Raw genomic sequence first — 23,312 nt, forward strand, 5'->3', positions numbered from 1 at the left:
CTTCGTGAAAATCTCTTTGGAATGGCGTCGTGTGAGTCACCGTGTATCTCTCATGCCACCCCCGGGTTGGGTGATGAGCGTGTGAGGGAGGACTGCATCGAATTGGTCAGCGGTGATATCCAGATTGTGCCCTTCGAGCCTCAGCTAGATGTGCCGTTGCTCCGTATCTACCTTCAACTCACCCGTTACCACGTCGATGGCACTGCCCTCGTGCTTCTCACACAGAAACCACGCCAGCAGTAAACTTGCGAATTCGCAGCAGTTAGTGGGGAACATGGAAAAAAGGCCGAACGCAAACCGCTGCGGAGGGTTTCGCCGGAACGCCTTTGAGAGCGCCGTAGCTGAATGCGCAACGTCTTGCGCAAGGCTGGGGGGTCCGCCATTTGAGTCATACATCTTAGCCGAAAACAAAAAAGGCCCACCTTTCGGTGAGCCTTTCTTGATACTGCGTATGGTGCGGCACCAGACGAACGGTTGTTGGCTGTGAGGCCCCGATTTTGGCGGGACTGGAATTTGGTGGATTTTTTGACGTACCTCAAAGGGTATCTATAAAAAAATCAGCTAGTTATGGCTTTCTGTGGAATCGAATCGGGGAATTTGGGGGCCTTCTCGATTGCTGCTAGCGAGAGGACGTCTGCTGCTGAAGACAGGAAGGGGCACGAACTGCCTCGAAGCAGACTTTTCCAGACGACCGCTATCGGCCCATAGCGGTCATTGGCGGAAGGCAGCTACCGGCCAAATGCGATCGTTCCCCTCTTGATTCTAGAAATCTCCAGAAATACTCAGAGTCTAGTCGCTTCACCTCCAGTTCTCGACACCCCTAAAACTCTGGTCTATGGTTGCCATCGTTTGGCCATCTCGGTGAAAAAACTTAACGCGCCATACATATTGAGAAGCATTACGACCAGCTCATAAATCGGTCAAGGAAGAGAATTATGCGTCTTCATAGGCTTTCGATTAAAGGTTTCAAACGCTTGCACACTGCTGAAATAGAGTTTGGTAATGCGACCTTTCTGATTGGCGCTAACAATGCGGGGAAGAGCTCAGTGCTCAAAGCCATTGGATGGCTGCTGTCTAACAGCAAGCGTATGGATACCGAATGTTTCTGCTCTGAGCTAGATGAAGAAACAGGCGAGACGAAAATCACTTGCGACACTGTCGTCCTAGAGGCGGAGTTCAGAAATGTCCCTGACACCGCTTCCACGTGGCGTGGCTTCAAGGGTCGCATTTTCTCGTATGATCCGCAAGACACCGGAGAGACTGGGAAGAGCATTTTCTATCGAAAAACGTACAAGGTACTCGAAGATGTCAAGATCGAGTTGAAGACGCTTAAACGAACGATGAAACCAGAGTTTGCAGATCTACAGAAGCCTGCCGACTTTATCGCCGCCGGGGCCCCTCCAGAACTGATCGCCGAGACCTTCTCCGTATTAGACAAGAAAATTTCCGCTAGCGACCGAGATAAACTCGAACTCATCGACGAATTGTGGGAAACCAATGAAGAAGAGGAGTGGGCACTTAATCCAGGCGGCATTGGTAGCGTCGTTCTCTCTAAACTCCCTTCCATCCTCATTATCCCTGCGGATGCAGCATCCCACGAAATTGATCAGAAAAGTGGTGTGCTGCAGAAGATTCTGCACGAGCTGTTCAAGGATGTGCGTGAAAGCTCCGCCAATTACAAAGATGCCCAAGCATGCCTAAGCCTGCTTGCCAAAGAGCTTGACCCAAGCGATGCTGGCTCAGAGTTTGGCAAGATGATGGGGGAGTTGAACACTGTCCTTGGCGGAGTCTTCCCAGAGTCTCGTATTTACGCAGCAGCTGATCTCTCAAGCCCAGATGCACTCGTCCCTACGTTCGCAATTGAAATGTCCAGCAACATACGCACAAGTGTCGCCAACCAGGGTACTGGCATGGTTCGCGCTGCGGTGTTCGGGCTGCTGCGGTTTAGGCAGCAATGGCTGAAACGACGCGAAGGTAACGATGAGCGCGGACTCATTATCGGCTTTGAAGAACCAGAGATTTACCTGCATCCGAGTGCTGCTAACCAGATGCGGGATCTTATTTATGACTTGTCCGATCAGAACTCTCAGATAGTTGCCACCACTCACTCTCCCTACCTGATCGACCTTTCCCGCAAACCCAAGCAGGTCCTCAATCGCTTTCAATACGAAAAAGGGCACACCAGCGTCCTTCCATTTTCGGTATCCGAGGAGTTCGTCAAGCTGCAAAGTAATGATAAGGATCAGGTCAAAATGCTTATCAAGCTTGACGATCACGTGTCGCGGATCTTCTTCACCCGTCTGGTACTGGTTGTCGAAGGTGATACAGAAGAGGTCGTCATCAAAGAGGCCATTCGCAGAATGCCCCCGGAAACGAAATCACTAGTCCTTTCGGGAAGCGAAATAGTCAAGGCTAGAGGTAAAGCCTCAATTATTGGATTGGTTAAGTACCTGAGCGCACTCAATGTGGACTTCTTTGTCATTCATGACCGCGACAAAGGTACCGAAGGGGCGGAGAAATTTAACGAGCCGATCAGGCTTGCAGTGGGTAATGACGAAAAGCTGATCCTTCTAGAGGAGTGCATCGAAGACTTCCTGGGTTACGCCGCGCCAAGTTCTGAAAAACCTTTCAATGCCTACAAGCGTACTCTTGACTGGGGAGAAGGCTGGGACGGTGTTCCAGAACAGCTCAAAAAACTGTTAACCAATGTCTACGCTCCATTGATTTGAGGGGCTTGGACGAACGTCTGCTCCTGGCCAATTGCTGCCTTTGTCCACCGGCAGCTAAGGGTCGATAGCGGTCATTCACGACCAGCCGCTTCTGACCCATAGCGGACACTTTATATCCGTCTACGAAAAATGAATGATCTGCGATACCGTAGGCTCTTACGACTCCCAACGAGCGACTTGGCATGAACGAAATGGTCGATGAGCGTACATCTCCCTCAGGCTCAAATGGTGACCCCATTAGCGGTGATCAGATGAGGCAGCTCGCTAAACAGGCCAAGGTTTTCGGTGACAGCTCTCAACTGAAGCAGCTCGCTGAACAGGTCAATGCTTTCGGTGACAGCGCTCAACTGAAGCAGTTCGCTGAACAGGCCAGGGCTTTCGATGGCAGCGCTCAATTGAAACAGATCGCTGAACAGGCCAAGGCTTTCGGCAGCAGCGCCCAACTGAAACAGATCGCTGAACAGGCCAGGGCTTTCGATGGCAGCGTTCAACTGAAACAGATCGCTGAACAGGCCAGGGCTTTCGATGGCAGCGCTCAACTGAAACAGATCGCTGAACAGGCCAGGGCTTTCGTTGGCAGCGCTCAACTGAAACAGATCGCTGAACAGGCCAGGGCTTTCGTTGGCAGCGCTCAACTGAGGCAGATCGCCGAGCAGGCTAAGGCTTTCGGTGACAGTGCTCAACTGAAGGAGATCGCTGAACAGGCCGGGGCTTTCGGTGGCAGCGCTCAACTGAAGCAGATCGCCGAACAGGCTAAGGCTTTCGGTGACAGTGCTCAACTGAAGCAGATCGCTGAACAGGCCAGGGCTTTCGGTGGCAGCGCTCAGCTGAAGCAGATCGCCGAACAGGCTAAGGCTTTCGGTGACAGTGCACAACTGAAGCAAATCGCTGAACAGGCCAAAGCTTGGAGTAACAACATTCATTTGAGCCGGTTCGCTCAACAGACGCTACCTGCAAGTCTGACTTTCGACGTTCTGGTAGGCGAGCTTGTCGCTCGCTCTAATAAGAACGAAGATGTACACGGATCAGCGGGCAGGCCGGGCACAGTTGTTGCTGGCACTGAAAATACGGTATCGACGGCAGAATTGTTTACCGTAGAAATATATCCCGACACTAGTACGGGGCGAAAATTTTCTGAGATACCTACTTGGCTATTGTATTTATGGCTGATTTGCATCGCGCCGATGTTGACTGTGCTGGCTAATTGGGAGGCCATACAAACGGGCTTGGTAGATATAAATGCACGCATGCCGCAAACGCATTCTTTCGCCAACCTAAGGCGTTTCATAAGCTCCAACCTCGCTGGCAAGCCGGGAGATGTTCGTCTTGTCACGGGTTCTAGCGTTCGGCTGAGAGTAGCACCCGGGATGAAATCGGATGTGATTTTAACCCTGCCCAAATATGCTCCTGTAGTTGTCTTGGGGAAGGAAGACCGTACTTGGCTCTACGTCAGATATGAGCATGAAGGATTTCTAATAGACGGGTATGTATCTACTAAGTTTCTAAAAAAAATCAGGAAGTAGATCCAGCTTCAAGAGAAGTAAGTGGATGCTTTTGGCCGATATCTGTACTTGGTGAAGGGCAGCTATGGGGCGATATCGGTCACCCGGGCCGTCAGCTATCGACCCATAGCCGCCCTTCGCGACAGGCAACTAATGGCCAGAAGTGTCCATTCGAAAGCGCCTACGGAATAAGAAACGATTCAGATCCTTCGAAGTAAAGCATGACTACTCGCTCATTTTTTTATTGAGCTCGCGAGCAATAAGGGAAGGATAGTGGCATCCCCTACTAAATAAACGACACACGTTAGGGATTATTTCGAGGGACTCAGGAGTCGGAAAAAAAACAAACGCTCCGGCTGGTGAATCGGAGTTTAGCCAGTCGATAAGACTATTTTCAGATATCAGATAGGGGCGCACACGCTGTATGTCCCGTTTGTTAGCGACTTCCCGAGTTGCCTCAACAATATTAGTGTCCTCATCGCCCAATCCCTTTTCGTCGATCCAGCCAAATATTTTCTTAAAGAATTTTTCAATATTCTCTAAAGGATTGAAGATAAATTCCTGGTCAAGCTCTAGCTTGAGACAGTACTGATTGTATTCGGTAAGCGCCCTCTTAAGATTATAATCAACAATATCATTCGTAAAGTTGGCTAGCTGAATGGTATACAGCTGAGGCATACTTTCCAAATAGATGGCCAGAAGCGGATTTACTTTTGCTACTGATCGTCCCGGATCATCCGACATGGCTAGACCAATACAAAAAAGCGCCGCCTGGTTTTCTAGAACGCCGAGGGGCCAACGACGTGCGGCAGTTAAGCAATTTTGAAAGCTCGACTGAGCGCGCTCCCTATCCTCATCATATAAAGCCAATATCCCATCTAAGAAATTAGATGCCCCCTCAAAAAATGGGCTTCGCTTAAGATTAAGCAGGGTGAGCTGCAATCTTTTAAAGTGTTCGCGGCTATCCGAAATTAGAGCTCCTTTCTCTAGGAGTTTAACTAGACCACTGATTCCGCTAGGTGGTGAGAAAGCTCTACTCAGGCTGAGTATATTAATGTAAGGGCTGCACGTTTCGGGAGTAAAATTCAGACATTTGCTAGGATCTTCAGCACCATAGAGCTCACCGAGTAGCTGATCATTGAAAATTGCTATCACGTTGTCACTGTCTATTTTGCTATATATCGACATAAACTCAGACATTTCGGCAACAAACTCTGAAAAAGCATCCGGCGACCAGCCGTCCATTATTTTTTTTAGCCGATTCAGTGCCATCGTTGCTGAGTAAAATCCTGCCAAAGTGTCGACTAGCTTCTTTCGCTCCTCAGAGTCTAAGATTTGTACAAGCTCTCGATCCAGTGTTATAAGTTCGGAAGTTTGCGTGGCGGGGAATTTTGAGGTTTTAAAATCAAGAGAGTTAAGGCTCTTTCTAATGCTAAGGTCTGGTGCTTTTTTGTCTTTTAGTGCACGGCCTAGCAAATCTCGAAATGCTATCTGGCAGGCTCGAATAGGTTCGTTGTTCGCATGAGCAATTAAGCTAAGACAATCACCTACATGTTTTAATGGGCTAAAATCTTTTAGCATGGGCTCAATTTGGCTCAGCAGCATTGCTAGTTGAGGAACTGCAAACGCATTCGTTAGCTGTTGGTTAACTTCTCCTTGGGTCTCGCTCTCATATACAGGACTTGAGCGAATCCAAGATACCAATTGTTGCATGTGGCCGAAATGGCGCTCGAGAATGCTTTTTAATTCAACGTTTTCTTCGGTCTCGTAAATCGAGCGTCCAATCATAGCGTCAAGAAGCGAATTGCGTCCCTTGATCAGCTCTTGATAGCGATCCTGCTTGGTGGAGTAGCTGCGAGCGAGAGATAGCTTTTCCGACTGGGTGCGTCCTACGCAGAAGATGTCGCCGATCCTCTCGACGAATCCATCCACTGAGGGGAGGGTGATGGTGGGGAATGCTGTATGCGATCGGTCCATGACAGAGGCTCCTTAAAAATCCGGCGAGACGACCTACCTAGGTGGCGGCATCATACCTCAGCTCGCGGTCACCAGCGCTTGGCCGCACCGGTAACGCGTGAGCACAACAAGCCATTGAACCTCGCGGAGAGTGAAAAGTGAAAAACTTGAAAGGTGCGTTTCTTGATAGCGCGCTCAAAAAAATTGCCCTGGATATGATAGCCGTCCAAGAAACCGGCCTCGCCATAGACGTTACCGACACGTTGCGAAACCTAAACAATAAGCACAAATTAGTCCCAACTGAGGAGTTCGAGAGCCTAAAGAATGATGTACATCTAAGCATCGCATATGAGCGCGGGCGTAAACTGAAATCTATGAGTACCGCCGGCTACTGCAGGTACCGAGCTGAACCTCATGTTGAGGCGGCTATGGAAACCATGAATCGCCTTGGTACGTTGTTTAACGCCCCGGAAGAGAAAACTAGCTGAGAAAGACGCTGCCGCTACGTAACGGTACTTTAAACGGTAGCTTTGCGGCAGCGCCGAACCCACTCAATCCGGTCGGCGTTAATGGCATTCGGTAATCCGAGTGTAGAAACTATTCGGCCAATAAGTGTTTTAGATTTTGAATCTATAAAGGGATAATGCGAAATGAGCGTGAAGCGTAATTTTCTGATGACATATACCGTGACCGCGTATTTAGATGAAGATAGAGTGATAGCTGATCGCGGCCGTCGAAAAATTGCCGAAATGGATGTCCTCGGATGGGTAAAAGCCGAAGGGATTGAAACTGCATTTAGCGGAACGCTGACCCTGCCTAAAGGTGACATCGACGCGCAACGACACGAAGCCAGCGAGCAGGTATACAACACAATTAAAGAGCAAATGAAGCAAGCTGACGCATACACCGCATGTCAGGTGTCAATTATATTTTTAGTTGATGGACTTGGCCCGCACTTTATGCTCACAGTCTGAAATCAGCCGGTGATGATCAGAGTGGCACACTTCAGTGTGCCAACCAATACCTAACACCCCAATATGGCTAATGCATAGAAGTTTCTGCAATGGGGGCATGGAGATTTAATGGTGGATGCATTTGACTGCGTGTCCACCGGAGTCTGTCGACGGAGGCGGTATTTTGAATCTGAACCACTGTCGCCACTATGTACTATTGATCAGCGTGGAGACACCTTTCCCAGAGGGCAGCATTGGGTCGACTCCTACCCTTCGTGAAGGGCAGCTTAGGGTCGATAGCAGTCATTCGCGAACGGCTGCAATCGACCCAAAGCAGCCCTTCAGGATGAGCTCCTAACGGCCGCTAGCTGCCATTTTCCTTTATCAGATGTGCTCTGCCACATTGGAATTGAGGGATAGGCCATTTAACATCCGCTCACCCAGCATTTCACCAAGGTCAGCTATATGGATATTTTAAACAACAGGGAAATCGCAATCGCGCTGTGGCTGATTCTCGCTGCAGCGTATATTTGCTCTGCCAAAAGGATGAGAGAGGTCCGATTAGCCTTCAAAAATCTAGCATTTGTATTTCAATCACGCCCCCTGATGATAGTCTTCTCGTTGGCATCTGTGTATACCGCCGCTATGGTATATCTCTTGTTGGGTTGGGATCTATGGAATGTTGATCAGTTGAAGAATACGGTATTTTGGTTTTTCTCCGTGGGGTTGATGTCGATTTACAATTTGGAAAAAATAAAAAATGATCCGCACTTTTTCAAAAACTCTGTAATCGGCAATTTGAGGGTGCTTGCCATCTTGCAGTTCGTGGTCGGGATCTACAGTTTGCCACTTCTGGCTGAATTGTTCTTAGTCCCATTTATGGTTGTGGTAGGTATGATGATCCCTATCTCAGAGTCAGATATTAAGTATCTGCAAGTCAAAAAGCTTCTCAACGGCATTGTCATCTTCTTCGGGCTTTTTACACTGGCCTACACAGCTTACATGCTCGCTACTGATTTCAAAGAGCTTGGCCAGGAAAAGACATTTTATGACTTTATTGTTCCTGCTCTGCTGACAGTAATGTATTTGCCTTTCGTGTTTGCAATGATGACATATTCGACCTATGAGACGGTTTTCGTGCGACTTAAATTCACCGTGCAAGACAGAAGGCTACGTCGTCTTGCGAAGTTGTATGCGGTAGTGCTATTTAATTTCAGGCTCGAGGCTATCCGGCGTTGGGCAGATCACATCGCCAGGGTTGAGGTGGTTTCGCACAAGCAACTGTTAAGTACCTTTGCCCATTTGCGCAAGCTAAAAAATTTGGAAAAGATGAAGTCGGAAGTTTTCGGCTCACAAGGATGGTCGCCATACCTTGCAAAGGACTTTCTTTTGAGTGAGGGGGTTTCGACAGGATATTATAATCTCATCTTTGCGGATCAATGGTGTGCTTCCTCAAAAATGTACGATATCGGAGATGACCTACTTTGCGATAATTTCGCATATTACGTAGAGGGTGTGGAAGGTGTTGCGAAGGTATTAAAAATCAAGCTAAACGTGAACGACAATAGCCGCGCGTGCCAAGCAAATGAGAGGCTCCTCGTATTGTCGGGAGTTTTAGTCCGAAAAAGCCTCGGAATTGATATTTCTGACTCCACTAAATATGCGCTGCGATTTGGTGCACCATACTGCGAGTCCCATGGTGATAAACAAATAATCGTTAAGAAGACAAGCTGGGGAGGCCATAAGCTCGGTGGCTATGACCTTAAAATCGAGGTCGTCGCCACGTGATACATCGACCAAGCAATGGGCTGGCTGATTCAGTTGTTGCAGAATCCTCGCTGAAGTCTTGCACGGCCACCGTGATGACCGACTATGGTCGTTAGCGGCCCTTGGCCGACAGCAGCTTTGGGTTGGTCGCGGTCGGTCTATCGCTAAAGTCAGGCCTTCTTAGCACTTGAAGACCCATGCTCTTTCTAAACGGCGAGCCAGTAGCCGCACGGTAAGCAGGTAGTAATATCGAGTCGCCTTGCATCGCCTCGCTAGTCGGTGGTCGAGAAACCAAGCAACATGTTTTTTCTTCCAACCCCAAGGTGTTTCTAGCTGCCAGCGCTCAGATATCTCCGCTTGGATGAGTTTTGCTTGCCGTAAATGGCGCTGCCGCGTTGCGTACGATCCCGTCAGCACCGCAGCCAAGAACAGTTCCATATCGAATGGCTTACTCATATGCGTCCTCCAATGTAGGCCGCGACCACATCGATCCGACCGTGCCCCAACTCATAGCTGATTTGCCTTCGGGCCTCACGATCTAGGTTCCTATCTGCCTGGCAACATTGGCCACCGTTGATAGGCGCGCGGTGTTGAGTGATTTGTTCATAGCGCTCACATGCGTACGCCGCTCGTAGCTCATGGAGGCCTTTGAGGTCGTGGGCATGCAGGATGTCCCGCGCGGGGCGGATAATTTTTTGCAGAAAAATTAGGTAGCTTTCGTGTGGCGCAATCAGGTTACGACTACCCGCAGGCGACACCTGCCATGCAAACCTCAGAGCCTCGCGAACTTGGTCATTCACTCCAATCCAACGTGGCGCCGAGGCGCCAGCGCGGCCGCCTTTGGTGCCATCCTGAATGTTAATTTTGCCTAGGTCGTTAGCCTCGCGGCTCAGCCGTGGCAGATCAGCCAAGATAGCCTCACGCAAGCGCATGCCGGTGGCTCGCGTTAGCAGAACGATCGCAGCGGCTCGTAGCTGATGACGACTGCAAAGTGCGTCGACGATCTGCTTAACCTGCTCGCGGTCTTGGCCTTCCGGCACCGACTGCCGAACCCCGGTGCGCTTCATACCCAACGCCTTACTCGGACTTGGCAATTTCACACACTGATCACCGCGAAGCGCTGCCATGGTTCTGTTAACACTGGACAGCCGGTTTTGTGCGGTGCTGACGGCGAGATCACCGCGCTCAACCAGGTCACGCAGATGGGCCGCATAGTCGGCCAACACCTTTCGATCAATGTGCCGCGCATCATTGATACCGGGCCCTTGTTCGGAGCGGCACCATCTGACGAATGCCTGCCACCGATCACAGTGTGCCTTCACCGTGCCGTAGTGGCCGCCGCCGAACATGTCTTTGAGCGCCTGCGGCCCTGCATAGCTCAGTTGCCTGCCGTAGCCGAAATTACGGCCATCGCGTCTACCCACCAATGCCATGTCGAATCACCTCATCGCCTGGTCTCCGATCCTCGCCCCACGTCATCCCGCCAAGAATGTTGAGTGTTATCAGGGATCAAGGCCCCTGCGACCTGTGGGGATGTCCTCTAGCGCGGGACTGGCGGCTCCTTACGTCCGGGAGCGAGGGCATCTCATGATCTGGCCTCCTCAACACCGTTACCGGTGGGCGGGTGGAGGCTGCATTGGCTGACGAGACCAGTGCCGCGAGATCCTGAGCCATGTGCAAGCAGCAATGCGATGACCGGGGCATGCCTGACTGTCAGTCAGGTGCAGTCCATTCCTTGGTCTGCGGCACCATCATCTACAGCGCTGTTGCTGGTGACATCGGCGTTTGTCACGCCGATTGTCACGAGGGGGAATGCCGCAAATCCTTGTGCGATGAGGGCTGCAGCAGTGGTAGAAGTGCCCGTCTCTTTCCACAGAAAGAGACGGGCACAGGTTGGCGCAATATTTTGGCCAAGCGGATAGGTTGCTGCAGGGCAGCGAGGTACGGGGTATTGGCGCACGAGGGCCATATGTGTAAGAGCATCCATCACCGGGGAGGTGACCGGGCGAGCTGCCGGATGCGAATCGCCTTTGGGGAGAACCACCGCGAGAGCGGCGTGACCTTGAAGGTTCGGGTCACCTGGGTTGCTGCCTAAGGCAGCGGTTGCACGGTCAGTTCTACGCCTGTGGATAATTTTGGTCAACGCCCCATTCCTCGTGGCCTCTGGGGCTGTGCATGAAATTATCCACCGGTGGAAATCAGTGGTATCCAAAGGATTTGTTTCGGCTTTTAGCTTTGCAAAGCGAGGTCCATCCAAACAGGGCGGCTTTGCAGCCCTGTTTGGATGGACCCGAATTAAAGAGCGGCCAACGGTGCTCTGGAGGGTTCACCGACGATTGAATGCGCCACGCCCACTTGGCAAGGGAGTGATGTTGTCGCCAGATGGATGGGCGAACTCATGTGGAGTGACATGCCCCGATCTGTTGGCATCGATGTAATTACTCCACCACGCCATGATCAACCGACGCTGCTCCAGAAATTCGGCCTTGTGGATATAGGCGGCGCGCACGCGATTGCGTTCCTTGTGGCTCATCTGCCGCTCAATAGCCGCATCTGTCCACAGCCCTGACTCCAGCAAGGCGCTACAGGCCATGGTCCTGAATCCATGCCCGCATACCTCCTTGGATGTGTCGTAGCCAACGTTGCGCAGCACCTGGTTAACCGTGTTCTCGGACATTGGCTTCCAGTACTTGTGATCACCGGGCAACACCAGCTCGGAGAATCGACTCAAGCCGCGTAATCGTTCCAGGATCGCGATGACTTGGGGAGAGAGCGGCACCATCTGTATGTCACCGCTCATCTTGGTGCCACGGGTGGAATTGCGCACGCCGTCGATTGGCTTACGGGTGTCCGGGATTTCCCACATCGCCCTTTGCAGGTCGAACTCATCCCAGCGCGCAAACCGCAGTTCGCTGGAGCGCACGAACACGTGCAGCGTCAGCAGTACAGCCAGCTTGGTTAGCTCACGGCCGTTGTAGTTGTCGATCCGGCTGAGGAGTTCGGGGAGGCGGTTGAGTGAGAGGGCAGGGCGGTGCACGGTACGCGGGGCATGAATCGACCCTGCCAGATCGAGCGCAGGATTCTGGCTGATCTGCCTTGCCCGCTTCGCGCCCCGCATGATCGTGGAGAGATAATTCTGCACGCGCAGAGCAACGTCCATGGTGCCGCGCTCTTTGATACGCAGCGTGACCTCAAGCAGATCATGGGTATCAAGCTCAGCGATAGGGCGTTGGCCTATCAAGGGGAAGACGTGGGTGCGCAACCGGCTCATGACGGTCTTGGCGTGTCCCTCCGTCCAGCGCCGGGACATCTCGGCGTGCCACTCCAGGGCGACGGTTTGGAAAAGCAGGGAGGCTCGTTGGGCAGCAAGCTTTGCTTTCTTCTTCTCTTCCATCGGGTCGAGGTTATCGAGCAATAGGGCTTTGGCTTCATCGCGCTTGGTCCTCGCGACGGCCAGCGAGATGATGGGGTAGTTGCCGATGATCAGCGTGCCTTCCTTGCCGCTGGGCTTGAAGTAGCGCAATCGCCACGTTTTCACGCCGTTGGGTTTCACGAAGAGGTACATGCCGCCACCGTCGAATAGCTTGTAGGCACGTTCGCGAGGTTTTGCCGTACGGCATTTGAGGTCGCTGAGAGGAACGGCTAGGCGTGGCATAAGGGTACGTTCTCCATGCAGGCAAGACGCTGTACCCTAAAAATACCCCCGGGGATGGGGTATTTTGTTGGATCCCGACGGAGGGTCCTGGAACGAAAAAACCCGCCAAAGGGCGGGTTTAAAGGCTTCCAAGGCATTCGGTGGAATGCGATGGAGCTGGATATGGTGCCGGCACCAGGAATCGAACCCGGGACCTACTGATTACAAGTCAGTTGCTCTACCATCTGAGCTATACCGGCAATGGGGCGTCATTATAGCGATCGTTTGGCGCCTGTAAACCACTTCCTTGCGAATGTTCGCAAAAGACCTAAGTCACCGGCCCAAAAGAAGAATTTTCCTACCAGCCGCGGTGCATGGTGGTGACGCTAGGCTCGCTTTTACCCGGGTTGAAAAACAGCTTGTCATTGTCGCAGCCGCGCTTGCGGCACGGGGCTTCTGTGCGCAGGGGCAGGCCGTTGTCACCGCCCAGCTGCATGCCGGGGTGGTTCCAGCCCAGGTTGCTGTTGGGGTGGGGCGAGGTGCCGCCGGCGCAGCCGGTGAGGGCCAGGGCGAAGGTCAACAGGGCGAGGGGGTTGGCTCGGGTCACGATGCTCAGGTCCGGTGGTCCATTGTCGGTTCTGGCGCAACGCCAGAAGGTCGCGGGGCTGGCGGGCAGCGCGCGACGTCACTTTTTAATGATTTGGGGGGCGGATGATACACCGTTGCGGCGGTGGAGCATTAGCCTTGTGTTGTCTGGTATGGCCTCTTCGCGGGTGAACCCGCTCCTACACGGGGGCGGGTAAGCCGGGTTATCTGTGTAAGGGAATTCTGAACCATGGGGTCAAAAGCTTCAGGGTTTGGATGCTTCGGAAGTATCCTACGCGCGCCGTCGAAGTAACGCTGTTGTTGGGGAAATGGCTCACAGATACCGTTTGCGGGTCGCTCTGGCGACCGGGTGTGAGAACCCGACTTTGAACGTATCGGCTGCGTAATGGCGACTGTGCGCGGGCAGACCTTGGTCTGGCCGAGCTTCCTACGTTCACTCGGTTTCTCACCTCGTGCACGGTTGCCGCCTTTGTTCCGTGAGAAAGAATGAACACGGCAACTCCTTTTGAACTAGGGAGTTTGAAAAGTGAAAACGATCGATTCTGATCCCAACAGCCCCAAACCAATCACAACCGCAGGCGTGGAAACCTTCCTCGCAGCCGGTAACCCATCCCTCAATCTGCTACGCGTAGAGCCCGGCGTCCCCGTCGACGCGGCCTACGAGCATGTCTCGATCCTGATGGGCTACATCAAGCACCTAGTGCGCGAGGGGGATATGGAGGACGACCATAAATTCCTGGGTGCAGCCGATTACCTTTGCGACATGGCCAAGGCGCTGATGAACGATATCGAGATTGCCAAGGGCAAGGCGCATTAGGCATTGACGCGGTCATTTGTGGGAGCGGCCTTGCGTCGCGAATGGGCTGCAAAGCAGCCCCGGCGATTTCAGAGATTGTGCCGAAAACGGGGGCCGCTTTGCGGCCCTTTCGCGACGCAAGGCCGCTCCCACAACAGCCGCTTGCGCTAACCACAAGAAATGTTTATGCACAAGTGGCATCGGCGACCTGAGCGAAAGGCATGCCGGATCGCTACGCCGCTGGTCTTTGCGCAAACGCCTGTTTTTACTGGGCTGCAGCCGCAAGCAGGAATAAGCCAAGCGCTTGAAATAGCGCTTGGATCCAACAGGTAATCACAAGCTTGTTCACAGACTTATCCACAGGTTGTGCTGCGGCTAACCGTCGCGTTCCGCGAGAATGAGCAGGTTGCGCGGGGTCAGTGGGTAATCGCAAAACAGGCCCAGGCGCACGTCATAGCCTTGTTCTTCGAGGAACAGGGCGCGATCGAGTACCAGCCACAGCTCCAGTGGCCGACGGAACAGGTTGCGTACGCGCTCCAGGTTGCGGACCTCGGCCAGGCGTTGCCAGCCCGCAGCTTCCAACATTGCCCAGTCCGGGTCGCCGCTCACTGGCAATTGCTTCAGTTCAGCCAAGTCACGGCAGTATTGTTCGAAGGGCTTCTCCAGCCAGGCCACCGGCAGGGAAGGTGTCGGCAGGTATTCATCGCTCTGGCGCTGCTGGCGTTGCAGCAGGTCGAAGCCCAGGCGCCGGGCCATCGAGGTGTCGCGCTGGCGCCGCACGCGGGCGCCGGCAGTGACGGTTTCGCTCAAGGGCAGGCCCAGGTCGTCCAGCGACAGCTGCAGGCTCGACGCCTGCGCGGCTGTGGATAACGCCTGGTATTGCTGCGCGGCGATGCGGTTGTAGCAGCAGGGGGCTATGGCCAGTTGCCGGCAACCTTGCTGGCTGGCCAGTTGCAGCAGGCGTACATGCAGATCGCCACAGGCATGCAGGGCAACCACGCTTTTATCGTCAGCCAGGTGGCGAGCGCTGTCGCTGGCCATCACATCCTGATGTACGTGCTGTGCTTGCAAGTGGTGGTGTGCACTCAGGGCCTGACCGGCAGCGACCAGGTCGGCGTCGTACTCCAGGCAGGTCAGGTGTTGCCCGGGTTGCAGCAGGCGACGGCCGAGGTGGCCTTTGCCAGAACACCAGTCCAGCCAGTGCCGGGGCTGCTCGCGGAAGGCCAGGTGGCTGGCGAAGGCTTCGATCTGCTGCCATTTGCGGCCGGGGACAGCGACGTCCAGGCGGTGGGCGGCAGGCGGTAGATTGGTTTGCGCAAGGCTGCCGAGCGTGGCGAGCTGTCGGGCTTGTTCGGCCAGTTGCGGGAATGGGGCAGGCAAGCGGTCAGGGGCGCTGTCGGCTTCGGCGTCTGCCAGGGAACATTGGCGCAGGTGGCCGGCAAGCTCTGGGTGGGTGGTTTCCCAAGGCAGTTGCAGGGTGGTGAAGGGGCGGGGTTTCCACAGCTGTTGGTGCTCGATCAGGAACTGGTCGAGGGCCTGGAAGCGGGTGCTTAGGTGGTGGCTGTGGAGGGGGCTGGGCATGGGGATGTGTGTTGGGGTTGAGGGCCTATTCGCGGGTAAACCCGCTCCTACGAAGGTTCAGCATAGGCCTGTTGTAATCGATGGACTCGCCCCCGCCGAGGCATCACAGTGCCACGGTGGTGTTCGAAGAAGCCAACGGCAGCGAGGGCGAGACCATGAAAAAGCATAGTTCGAAACACGATTCCCTGTCTTCCACTGATGTGGAGCTTTGCACAACCATCTGCGTAGACCTGGCCAAACAGGTCTTCCAATTAGCAGGCGAGGACGCTACTGGGCGGGTGATCTACGAAGATCGCATCAAATCCCGCCAAGCGTTCCATGATTTCCTGCTCAGGCTGCCAACGACCGTGGCCGTCTTGATGGAGTGCGGTCCAGGTGCGCAAGCCTGGGCCAGGCTGCTGCAGGCCAAAGGTAATCCGGTTCGCATCCTGCCGGCGCAACGTGTCGCCGAACATCGCAGCGGTGCAAAGAACGATCGTAACGACTGCTATGCCATTTTGCGTGCCGGTCGCGATACGAGCATCGCTTCGATACCGATCAAGAGCACCACAGCACTGGCTATTCAAGCGCTGCACCGTATCCGGCGCGGTAACATCAAGCGACATACCGCGCTGGGCAATCAGATCCGTGGTTTGCTACTTGAGCATGGCGTATCCATGCCCCAGGGCGATGCCGCGATCAATAAGCATGTGCCTCAGGCGCTTGAGGATGCTTCCTTGCCTCTACCCGACCTGTTGCGCGAGTTGCTCGATGAGTTGCTGATGGACTGGTTGTCTCTAGGTGAACGCATAGCGGCGCTGAGCCGCCGGCTCGAAGCGACTGCCCAAGAGGATAAAGTCGCTCAGCGACTGATCACCATTCGCGGCGTCGGCCCTATCATTGCCACGGCGATCGTGGCGAAACAGACCGACCCCAGCCGCTTCGCCAGTGGCCGAATGTATTCCGCCTTCTTCGGTATCGTGCCCGATCAGCACAGCAGCGGAAACAAAATCAGATTGGGCAAGATGAGCAAGCGCGGTGACGGCTACATACGCAGCCTGATGATCCAGGGCGCGCATTCCGTCTTGAGCCAGCTAAGGCCTGATTCCGATCAGCCAGATGATCGCCGCCTCTTGCGTTGGCTATCCCGCCTTGGGCGCAAGGAGGCGGCGATCAGGCTGGCTAATCGAAATCTGCGGATTATCTGGGCCCTGTTACAGAGCGATCAGGTTTACCAACGCAAACCGAACGAAAAACCGGAGGCGGCTATGAGCCTCTGACCCACCGGGTAATGCCACCGGGGCGCTAGGCGCTCCAACCCCTGCTAGTGAACATTGACCCTAGGTAAGACCGTCGCAGACCGATGCCTCCGCTCCTACAGGCCTGATAGTGGCCTCAATGTAAACGGCACACTGCGAGCTCACCACGATGTTGGCCAGAAGCAAAAAGCTTCCTCGAACAGGCCTGATACATAGATGCAACCGGGTTCCTATGTTCAAAAAAGCAGCTAGACAGTGTGGGCGAGTCCATACATAGGAGCGGGCGTGCCCGCGAAGAAGGCTAGGAGATGTCAGCGGCCTTGGCAGGCATCCACGCGCAACCAGCGCTCCAGCAGCTTGAAGCCTTGCACCAGCATGAACGAGATCACCAGGTAGAACACGCCTGCGGCGAAGAAGATTTCCACCGGCAGGTAGGTGCGGGCGATGATGGTACGGGCCATGCCGGTCAGCTCCAGCAGGGTCACGGTACTGGCCAGGGCACTGGCCTTGAGCATCAGGATCACTTCGTTGCTGTACGCCGGCAGGCCGATGCGCGCAGCGCGTGGCAGCATGATGTAGAACAGCGCCTTGCCCCGCGACATGCCCAGCGCCCGGGCCGCTTCGATCTCACCTTTGGGGATCGACTGCAGTGCGCCGCGTAGAATCTCGGCAATGTACGCGGCGGTGTGCAGGGTCATGGTCAGCACCGTGCACCAGAACGGATCGCGCAGGTACGGCCACAGCGAACTGGAGCGCACCGCATCGAACTGCGCCAGGCCGTAATAGACCAGGAACAACTGCACCAGCAGCGGCGTGCCACGGAAGAAGAAGATGTAGCTGAACGGCACTGCGCGCACGTACCAGTGGCGCGAGGAACGTGCAATGCCCAGCGGGATGGCCAGGATCAACCCGGCAACCACGGCAATGGCCACCAGCTCCAGGGTCAGGACCGCACCCTCGGCCAGGCGTGGCAGCCATTTGAAGATGACTTCCCAATTCATTATTCAGCCCTCGCAAAGCCGCGAGCGGCGCGTTTTTCCATGAAATGCATACCGGTCATGGCAAGCACGGTCAGGCCCAGGTAGATGCAGGCCGCGACCATGTAGAAGGTGAACGGCTCTTTGGTCACGGTCACGCCGATCTGCGAATGACGCATGATTTCTTCAAGGCCGATTACCGATACCAGGGCGGTGTCCTTCATCAGGATCATGAACAGGTTGCCAAGGCCGGGCAGGGCGATGCGCCACATCTGCGGCAGGATGATCCGCGAGAGGATGCGGCCCTTGGACAGGCCCAGCGCCAGGCCGGCTTCGCGGTGGCCCTTGGGGATTGCGAGGATGGCGCCACGGAACACTTCGGTGGCGTAGGCGCCAAAGCACAGGCCCAGGGCGATCACGCCCGCGGCGAAGGCGCTTAGCTCAAGGCCGGGCATGTTCAGGGCTTCGCCGAGGCTGTTCATGAGCCCGACGGTGCCGAAATAGATAAGCAGCACCCACAGCAGTTCGGGCACGCCGCGAACCAGGGTCGAGTAGAAGCCGCCAAGCCATTGCAGCGGCTTGAGCGGGGAGGTCTTGGCCAGGGCGCCGAGCAGGCCCAGGACCAGCCCCAGCAGCAAGGCGCAAAGCGCCAGTTTTACGGTCATCAGGGTGCCGGCCATCATGGCCGGACCGAATCCGTGCAGGTCGATATTCATGGGCAGGTCATATTAGGGACTGGCGCGCCGCAAGGGCGCGCCGGTCAGGGCGGATCATTCGATGCTGAACGGGAAGTACTTGTCGTTGATTTTCTTGTACGTACCGTCGGCTTTGATTTCTGCCAGGGCTTTGTTCAGGTCGTCGCGCAGCTTGGTGTCACCTTTGCGCACGGCAATGCCGATCTTGTCGCTGTCCATCACCGGCTCGCCCTTGAACTCGAAGTTCGAGCCGTCTTTGCTTTTCAGCCACTCGTACTGCACGTACTTGTCGGCCAGGATGCCGTCGATACGACCGGAAACCAGGTCAAGGTAGGCGTTTTCCTGGGTGTCGTAGAGTTTGATATCGACATCCGGGTAGTTGTCTTCAAGGTAGGTGCCGGCCAGGGTGGCGCGCTGGGTGCCGATGACCTTGCCCTTGAGCGACGCTTTGTCGGTCTTGAAGTCGACGTTTTTCGGCGCGATGAACTGCAGCTTGTTGGAGTAGTACGGATCGGTGAAGTCCACAGCCTGCTTGCGTTCGTCGGTGATCGACAGCGACGACACCAGGAAGTCGAACTTCTTGGCGTTCAGGGCCGGGATGATGCCGTCCCAGTCGGAGGTAACGACCGAGCACTCGACTTTCATCTTGGCGCACAGGGCGTCGCCAATGTCTTTGTCGAAGCCAACCACGTTACCGCTGGCATCCTTGTTGTTGAACGGTGGGTAGGCGGCTTCGATGCCCATGCGCAGTTTTTCTGCGGCCATGGCGTTTGCCGACATCACCAGCGTGGCAGCAGCTGCCAGGAGAAACTTCTTGTAGGTGTGCATGTATTGCTCCGTTAGCGGTGGCTGGACATGAATTGCTTGCAACGCGCCGAGGTCGGGTTTTCGAAGACCTGCTGCGGCGATCCCTGCTCTTCGACCAGGCCCTGGTGCAGGAAGACGACTTCACTGGACACATGGCGGGCAAAGCTCATCTCGTGCGTCACCAGCAGCATGGTACGGCCTTCTTCGGCCAATGCGCGGATAACGTTAAGCACTTCCTGGACCATTTCCGGATCGAGGGCCGAAGTGGGCTCGTCGAACAGGATGACCTTGGGCTTCATGGCCAGGGTACGGGCAATGGCGGCGCGCTGTTGCTGGCCACCGGAAAGCTGGGCGGGGTAGCTGTGGCGTTTGTCGTAGATGCCGACCTTGTTCAGCAGCGCTTCGGCGGCTTCGATGGCCTCGGCCTTGCTTTGGCCGAGCACGCGGCGTGGCGCCTCGATGATGTTGTCGAGGATCGACATGTGCGGCCACAGGTTGAAATTCTGGAAGACAAAGCCGATTTCGCTGCGCAGGCGATTGATCTGGCGGTTGTCGGCTGCGATCAGGTCGCCATTCTTGGCGGCCTTGAGCTTGAGGGCTTCGCCGGCGACCAGGATTTCGCCCTGGTGGGGGTTCTCGAGCAGGTTGATGCAGCGCAGCAGGGTGGACTTGCCGGAGCCGGACGACCCCAGGATGGAGATCACGTCACCGTCGCGAGCGGTCAGCGAAATGCCCTTTAGAATTTCCTGCTCGCCGTAGCGTTTGTGCAAATTGCGGATTTCCAGCGCGGGCGTGGCCTGAGCCATGTGCGGTCCTCATGTGTTCGGGTGCGTTCCCAGCTGTTGGCGGCCTTCCTGGCGTGCGCCAAGCTAGCATAGCGGCATTATGACGGCCAACAGGGTCGCCGGGGACTGGGGGCGCTGGTGGGGCAGTTTGTCGCATCGCTACAGCGTAACGTCGCGCAGATGTCCGCGAAGGTGTCGCCCAGCACCAGAGCCTTGATGAAAAAAGGCGCGATGGTGCCAGCTTTGGCCGGCTCATGGAAGCTGTTTTGACCCATTGGAGGGGTAAACCCGACCTTTTGCCAGTGCAAACGGGTTCACCCACGAATGCTATGTTGATGTCACAAGGTTGTACCCATGGGTTGCACTTTTTGGCATTGCAGTGGTGCACAGGTGTTACCGAGGAGCACCTTTGGTGCATTTGTAAGTGGGTATTTCAGTAATCCGCTGATTTGAGGTCCTTTCGGTCATGCAATGGCCGAAAGCCCTCCAGGCCGCATCCTAAAAGGCCTGCAGAATTTTCTGACGAGTGTATTCGTCATATGGCGCGCTTATTGCCAGTTGGAAACCGCCGATTGCAGCGACGCCTAGGTCAACCCTGGCGCGCTCTGTACCCGCAGTCGGCGTGGTCCACTCCTTACAAAGGTAGTTTCAATGAGCGGTAACAATTCCAATGACCTCGCTCAGGGGCTCAAACAACGGCATGTGACCATGCTGTCCATCGCTGGCGTCATCGGTGCCGGCCTGTTCGTAGGCTCCGGCCACGCCATCGCAGCTGCCGGCCCTGCCGTGCTGCTGGCTTACGCTGCCGCCGGTACGCTGGTCGTGCTGGTGATGCGTATGTTGGGTGAAATGGCAGTCGCCTCGCCTGACACCGGTTCGTTCTCTACGTATGCCGACCGCGCCATCGGGCGCTGGGCCGGTTTCACCATTGGCTGGCTGTACTGGTGGTTCTGGGTGCTGGTGATTCCGCTGGAGGCCAACGCCGCCGCAGCCATTCTGCATGCCTGGTTCCCGGCGGTTGACCTGTGGGCGTTCTCCCTCGTCATTACCTTGGCACTGACACTTACCAACCTGTGCAGTGTGAAGAACTACGGTGAGTTCGAGTTCTGGTTTGCCCTGCTCAAAGTGCTGGCGATCATCGGCTTCATCGCCGTGGGCTGTGCTGCTTTGTTCGGCTTTGTACCGAGCAGCCAGGTGAGCGGTGCCAGCCACCTGTTCGATACCCAGGGCTTCATGCCCAACGGCCTGGGCGCAGTGCTGGCAGCCATGCTGACCACCATGTTCTCGTTCATGGGTACCGAAATCGTCACCATCGCCGCTGCCGAGTCGAAGGACCCGGGCAAGCAGATCAGCCGTGCCACCAACTCGGTAATCTGGCGTATCTGCCTGTTCTACCTGGTGTCGATCTTCCTGGTCGTGGCCCTCGTGCCGTGGAACGACCCGGCCCTGGCCGAGACGGGCTCCTACCAGACCGTGCTGAGCCGTATCGGTGTGCCGAATGCCAAGCTGATCGTCGACATTGTCGTGCTGATTGCCGTGACCAGCTGCCTGAACTCGGCGCTGTACACTTCTTCGCGCATGTTGTTCTCGCTGAGCAAGCGTGGTGATGCTCCGGCCATCGCTCAGCGCACCACCAAGGCGGCGACCCCGCACGTGGCGGTACTGCTGTCCACCGCAGCGGCATTCCTTTGCGTGTTCGCCAACTTCGTGGCACCGGCCCAGGTGTTTGAGTTCCTGCTGGCCAGCTCTGGCGCCATCGCGCTGCTGGTGTACCTGGTGATTGCCGTTTCGCAGCTGCGCATGCGCGCCCAGCGTGAAGCCCGCGGCGAGAAGATCACCTTCAAGATGTGGCTGTTCCCGGGCCTGACCTGGGCGACCATTGCCTTCATCGTTGCCATTCTGGTGGTCATGGCGCTGCGTGAGGATCACCGTGCGGAGATCATTGCGACTGCGTTGCTGAGTATTGGTGTGGTGGCGGCTGGCTTGCTGGTGCACCGCAAGCGCGAGGCTGCCGGGCGGGCGGCGCTGGACAGCTGATCGGCGCTGGCTGAAATGAAAAGGCCGCACCTTGTGAAAGGTGCGGCCTTTTTTTGTGGCCTGTGATGGCCCTTTTGCGGGCAAGCCCGCAGGTTCACCACAGGCCCGTAGGCGCGGGTTTACCCGCGAAAGGGCCGGGGCTGCAGGCCAATTTCCTTGGCTAATCACCGTTGCAGCCGCCATCGTATTCGCGGGTAAACCCGCTCCTACAGGGGGCGCAACAGGTTATATGGCCCTGTCAGCCGAACTGCTTCTGCTGTTGCTGCTGCTTGGCCACCAGTTCGGAAGCGGCGATATAGGCGTCCTGGAACTCATCACTCTCCAGCCAGGCCATGGTGGTCTCTTCGTCAGCGCCGTCCAGCCATTTGCGGTAGGCGTTGAACACCAGCACGATGTAGTCGGTGGCGTGTTCTTCCTTGTGCCCCTTGAGCACCAGGGCGAGCAGCGGGTCCACCAGGAACACCGAGATCATTGGCACCAGGCCGCCTTCCTGGGCTTCCTTCATCTTGTTGAACATCGCGTCGTAGCTGCCCGACTCCATGGCCTTGTTGTACACCTGCTCGACGCTGGCGCTGTCGCCGGCACTGGCCTTGACCGCTTGGCCGCTGCGTACCATGCGGTTCTGCTTGGCCTTGCTGGCGGCGCGCTTGGCGCGTTTCTGTTGCTTGGTAGGGGTGGCCATGGGGAAATCCTTGGGTGAGTCTGAAAGTGCGCGTATTGAAGCGCAATTGCCCGATAAACCCAAGCAGCGCGCCTGGGCGCTGCAGCTTGAGATGTCTGTGGGATACATATCCAGATTATGCGGACCGTGGGCCCTGCGTAGCTTCTCTCCTGCTGCCAGCCATGCTGGCTGGCAGCCTGTCACTGCGCCAATTCGGCGTCTGTGAGTGATGCGCACGTTTGCGCTACAAAGGAGGAGTCATGAAGCACTTTTATCTGGTCACCCTGTACGGCTACACGGACGATGGCAGGGTTTACTATCCAACCGGTTTCGCCGGTTGCGACGAGCAAAGGATTACAAAGGCTGACATCGCCGCCATTATCGAAAAAGGCAAGCAACACGGCCACCTTCAGTTGCACAGCATCTCCTACATGGGGCACATGACCGAGGACGCATTCAATCATCTTCGTTCCATGTCGGACGAGTAAGGGTTGGCCCGCAGTCTGCTTAGGCTGCGGGTTTCTCGATTGCATGGCGAGCCTTCAGGTTGCGTTGTGAAATCTGGTGTTCTTCGAAGCCGCCTGAAGT

General features: G+C 55.5%; 20 protein-coding genes and 1 tRNA gene. 9 read left to right on the forward strand and 12 right to left on the reverse strand.

Translation table 11 applies throughout. The features are described 5' to 3' along the window. Nucleotides 1-935 precede the first annotated feature (935 nt). Nucleotides 936-2,729 carry an ATP-dependent endonuclease gene (locus tag ACI7M0_RS01215; protein WP_085691978.1) on the forward strand — a complete coding sequence of 598 codons (1,794 nt, stop codon included), beginning with the start codon at nucleotides 936-938 and terminating at the stop codon, nucleotides 2,727-2,729. A gap of 182 nt (nucleotides 2,730-2,911) precedes the next feature. Beyond that, nucleotides 2,912-4,252 carry an SH3 domain-containing protein gene (locus ACI7M0_RS01220; protein WP_129933800.1) on the forward strand — a complete coding sequence of 447 codons (1,341 nt, stop codon included), beginning with the start codon at nucleotides 2,912-2,914 and terminating at the stop codon, nucleotides 4,250-4,252. 204 nt (nucleotides 4,253-4,456) lie between these two features. Here ACI7M0_RS01220 and ACI7M0_RS01225 read toward each other — a convergent pair whose 3' ends face one another. Further along, nucleotides 4,457-6,208 carry a hypothetical protein gene (locus ACI7M0_RS01225; RefSeq protein ID WP_129933801.1) on the reverse strand — a complete coding sequence of 584 codons (1,752 nt, stop codon included), beginning with the start codon at nucleotides 6,206-6,208 and terminating at the stop codon, nucleotides 4,457-4,459. Between the two features lie 137 nt (nucleotides 6,209-6,345). On the opposite strand from ACI7M0_RS01225, the gene ACI7M0_RS01230 reads away from it, so the two are divergent. The 3 genes from ACI7M0_RS01230 (at nucleotide 6,346) to ACI7M0_RS01240 (ending at nucleotide 8,928) form a co-directional block, all read left to right on the forward strand. Continuing rightward, a complete protein-coding gene (locus ACI7M0_RS01230; RefSeq protein ID WP_129933803.1) occupies nucleotides 6,346-6,675 on the forward strand; it encodes a hypothetical protein in 330 nt (109 codons plus the stop codon). Nucleotides 6,676-6,837: 162 nt separating this feature from the next. Continuing rightward, on the forward strand, nucleotides 6,838-7,161 hold the full coding sequence (locus ACI7M0_RS01235) for a hypothetical protein (protein ID WP_129933805.1): 324 nt from the start codon (nucleotides 6,838-6,840) through the stop codon (nucleotides 7,159-7,161). A 444-nt stretch (nucleotides 7,162-7,605) separates the two neighbouring features. After that, complete coding sequence (locus ACI7M0_RS01240; protein ID WP_129933807.1) at nucleotides 7,606-8,928, forward strand: hypothetical protein; 1,323 nt, start codon at nucleotides 7,606-7,608, stop codon at nucleotides 8,926-8,928. A gap of 159 nt (nucleotides 8,929-9,087) precedes the next feature. Here the strand turns inward: ACI7M0_RS01240 and ACI7M0_RS01245 are convergent, their stop codons facing one another. The 5 genes from ACI7M0_RS01245 to ACI7M0_RS01265 all read right to left on the reverse strand — a co-directional run bounded on the left by ACI7M0_RS01245 (nucleotide 9,088) and on the right by ACI7M0_RS01265 (nucleotide 13,148). Beyond that, nucleotides 9,088-9,363 (reverse strand): hypothetical protein, encoded by a 276-nt coding sequence (locus ACI7M0_RS01245; protein WP_129933808.1) that lies wholly within the window; start codon nucleotides 9,361-9,363, stop codon nucleotides 9,088-9,090. After that, nucleotides 9,360-10,340, reverse strand: a complete 981-nt coding sequence (locus ACI7M0_RS01250; RefSeq protein WP_129933809.1) for an integrase domain-containing protein — start codon at nucleotides 10,338-10,340, stop codon at nucleotides 9,360-9,362. Before ACI7M0_RS01250 ends, ACI7M0_RS01245 begins: the two co-directional genes overlap by 4 nt. Nucleotides 10,341-11,233: 893 nt before the next feature. After that, nucleotides 11,234-12,562 carry a phage integrase central domain-containing protein gene (locus ACI7M0_RS01255; protein ID WP_129933811.1) on the reverse strand — a complete coding sequence of 443 codons (1,329 nt, stop codon included), beginning with the start codon at nucleotides 12,560-12,562 and terminating at the stop codon, nucleotides 11,234-11,236. Between the two features lie 163 nt (nucleotides 12,563-12,725). Then, nucleotides 12,726-12,801: transfer RNA gene (locus ACI7M0_RS01260), tRNA-Thr, on the reverse strand. A 98-nt stretch (nucleotides 12,802-12,899) separates the two neighbouring features. Next, a complete protein-coding gene (locus ACI7M0_RS01265; RefSeq protein WP_011953231.1) occupies nucleotides 12,900-13,148 on the reverse strand; it encodes a hypothetical protein in 249 nt (82 codons plus the stop codon). A 525-nt stretch (nucleotides 13,149-13,673) separates the two neighbouring features. On the opposite strand from ACI7M0_RS01265, the gene ACI7M0_RS01270 reads away from it, so the two are divergent. Beyond that, on the forward strand, nucleotides 13,674-13,964 hold the full coding sequence (locus ACI7M0_RS01270; protein WP_003255753.1) for a DUF3077 domain-containing protein: 291 nt from the start codon (nucleotides 13,674-13,676) through the stop codon (nucleotides 13,962-13,964). Nucleotides 13,965-14,318: 354 nt separating this feature from the next. Here the strand turns inward: ACI7M0_RS01270 and ACI7M0_RS01275 are convergent, their stop codons facing one another. Continuing rightward, nucleotides 14,319-15,524, reverse strand: a complete 1,206-nt coding sequence (locus tag ACI7M0_RS01275) for a methyltransferase (RefSeq protein ID WP_104960614.1) — start codon at nucleotides 15,522-15,524, stop codon at nucleotides 14,319-14,321. Between the two features lie 200 nt (nucleotides 15,525-15,724). Here ACI7M0_RS01275 and ACI7M0_RS01280 point away from each other — a divergent pair, with 200 nt between their 5' ends. Beyond that, on the forward strand, nucleotides 15,725-16,783 hold the full coding sequence (locus tag ACI7M0_RS01280) for an IS110-like element ISPpu11 family transposase (RefSeq protein WP_405314606.1): 1,059 nt from the start codon (nucleotides 15,725-15,727) through the stop codon (nucleotides 16,781-16,783). A gap of 290 nt (nucleotides 16,784-17,073) precedes the next feature. On the opposite strand, the gene ACI7M0_RS01285 is transcribed toward ACI7M0_RS01280, so the two are convergent. From ACI7M0_RS01285 to ACI7M0_RS01300, 4 genes are read right to left on the reverse strand one after another with little or no spacing between them, the layout of a single operon-like run. Further along, nucleotides 17,074-17,763 carry an ABC transporter permease gene (locus ACI7M0_RS01285; protein WP_014589362.1) on the reverse strand — a complete coding sequence of 230 codons (690 nt, stop codon included), beginning with the start codon at nucleotides 17,761-17,763 and terminating at the stop codon, nucleotides 17,074-17,076. Next, complete coding sequence (locus tag ACI7M0_RS01290) at nucleotides 17,763-18,455, reverse strand: ABC transporter permease (protein ID WP_003255749.1); 693 nt, start codon at nucleotides 18,453-18,455, stop codon at nucleotides 17,763-17,765. The genes ACI7M0_RS01285 and ACI7M0_RS01290 overlap by 1 nt, the downstream gene beginning before the upstream one ends. Nucleotides 18,456-18,509: 54 nt before the next feature. Further along, nucleotides 18,510-19,262, reverse strand: coding sequence for an ABC transporter substrate-binding protein (locus ACI7M0_RS01295; RefSeq protein WP_021782626.1), 753 nt, complete (start codon nucleotides 19,260-19,262; stop codon nucleotides 18,510-18,512). Nucleotides 19,263-19,273: 11 nt separating this feature from the next. Continuing rightward, nucleotides 19,274-20,047: an ABC transporter ATP-binding protein gene (locus ACI7M0_RS01300; RefSeq protein WP_003255746.1), complete on the reverse strand. Its 774-nt coding sequence runs from the start codon at nucleotides 20,045-20,047 to the stop codon at nucleotides 19,274-19,276. Nucleotides 20,048-20,677: 630 nt separating this feature from the next. Between ACI7M0_RS01300 and gabP the strand changes: the two genes are divergently transcribed. Next, nucleotides 20,678-22,063, forward strand: a complete 1,386-nt coding sequence (gene gabP / locus ACI7M0_RS01305; RefSeq protein WP_020190016.1) for a GABA permease — start codon at nucleotides 20,678-20,680, stop codon at nucleotides 22,061-22,063. Between the two features lie 238 nt (nucleotides 22,064-22,301). On the opposite strand, the gene ACI7M0_RS01310 is transcribed toward gabP, so the two are convergent. Continuing rightward, a complete protein-coding gene (locus ACI7M0_RS01310) occupies nucleotides 22,302-22,745 on the reverse strand; it encodes a hypothetical protein (protein ID WP_014589364.1) in 444 nt (147 codons plus the stop codon). A 239-nt stretch (nucleotides 22,746-22,984) separates the two neighbouring features. Between ACI7M0_RS01310 and ACI7M0_RS01315 the strand changes: the two genes are divergently transcribed. Beyond that, on the forward strand, nucleotides 22,985-23,212 hold the full coding sequence (locus ACI7M0_RS01315; protein WP_019439077.1) for a hypothetical protein: 228 nt from the start codon (nucleotides 22,985-22,987) through the stop codon (nucleotides 23,210-23,212). Nucleotides 23,213-23,312: the final 100 nt, after the last annotated feature.

It is taken from the genome of Pseudomonas sp. 10(2024), from assembly GCF_045164175.1.
Lineage (GTDB): Bacteria > Pseudomonadota > Gammaproteobacteria > Pseudomonadales > Pseudomonadaceae > Aquipseudomonas > Aquipseudomonas alloputida.

Excerpts from the sequence above, each read along its gene's own strand:
- ACI7M0_RS01215 (WP_085691978.1), top strand. The coding sequence starts at position 936 with ATGCGTCTTCATAGGCTTTCGATTAAAGGTTTCAAACGCTTGCACACT.
- ACI7M0_RS01220 (WP_129933800.1), top strand. The coding sequence starts at position 2,912 with ATGAACGAAATGGTCGATGAGCGTACATCTCCCTCAGGCTCAAATGGT.
- ACI7M0_RS01225 (WP_129933801.1), bottom strand. The coding sequence starts at position 6,208 with ATGGACCGATCGCATACAGCATTCCCCACCATCACCCTCCCCTCAGTG.
- ACI7M0_RS01235 (WP_129933805.1), top strand. The coding sequence starts at position 6,838 with ATGAGCGTGAAGCGTAATTTTCTGATGACATATACCGTGACCGCGTAT.
- ACI7M0_RS01240 (WP_129933807.1), top strand. The coding sequence starts at position 7,606 with ATGGATATTTTAAACAACAGGGAAATCGCAATCGCGCTGTGGCTGATT.
- ACI7M0_RS01245 (WP_129933808.1), bottom strand. The coding sequence starts at position 9,363 with ATGAGTAAGCCATTCGATATGGAACTGTTCTTGGCTGCGGTGCTGACG.
- ACI7M0_RS01250 (WP_129933809.1), bottom strand. The coding sequence starts at position 10,340 with ATGGCATTGGTGGGTAGACGCGATGGCCGTAATTTCGGCTACGGCAGG.
- ACI7M0_RS01255 (WP_129933811.1), bottom strand. The coding sequence starts at position 12,562 with ATGCCACGCCTAGCCGTTCCTCTCAGCGACCTCAAATGCCGTACGGCA.
- ACI7M0_RS01275 (WP_104960614.1), bottom strand. The coding sequence starts at position 15,524 with ATGCCCAGCCCCCTCCACAGCCACCACCTAAGCACCCGCTTCCAGGCC.
- ACI7M0_RS01285 (WP_014589362.1), bottom strand. The coding sequence starts at position 17,763 with ATGAATTGGGAAGTCATCTTCAAATGGCTGCCACGCCTGGCCGAGGGT.
- ACI7M0_RS01290 (WP_003255749.1), bottom strand. The coding sequence starts at position 18,455 with ATGAATATCGACCTGCACGGATTCGGTCCGGCCATGATGGCCGGCACC.
- ACI7M0_RS01295 (WP_021782626.1), bottom strand. The coding sequence starts at position 19,262 with ATGCACACCTACAAGAAGTTTCTCCTGGCAGCTGCTGCCACGCTGGTG.
- ACI7M0_RS01300 (WP_003255746.1), bottom strand. The coding sequence starts at position 20,047 with ATGGCTCAGGCCACGCCCGCGCTGGAAATCCGCAATTTGCACAAACGC.
- gabP (WP_020190016.1), top strand. The coding sequence starts at position 20,678 with ATGAGCGGTAACAATTCCAATGACCTCGCTCAGGGGCTCAAACAACGG.
- ACI7M0_RS01310 (WP_014589364.1), bottom strand. The coding sequence starts at position 22,745 with ATGGCCACCCCTACCAAGCAACAGAAACGCGCCAAGCGCGCCGCCAGC.
- ACI7M0_RS01315 (WP_019439077.1), top strand. The coding sequence starts at position 22,985 with ATGAAGCACTTTTATCTGGTCACCCTGTACGGCTACACGGACGATGGC.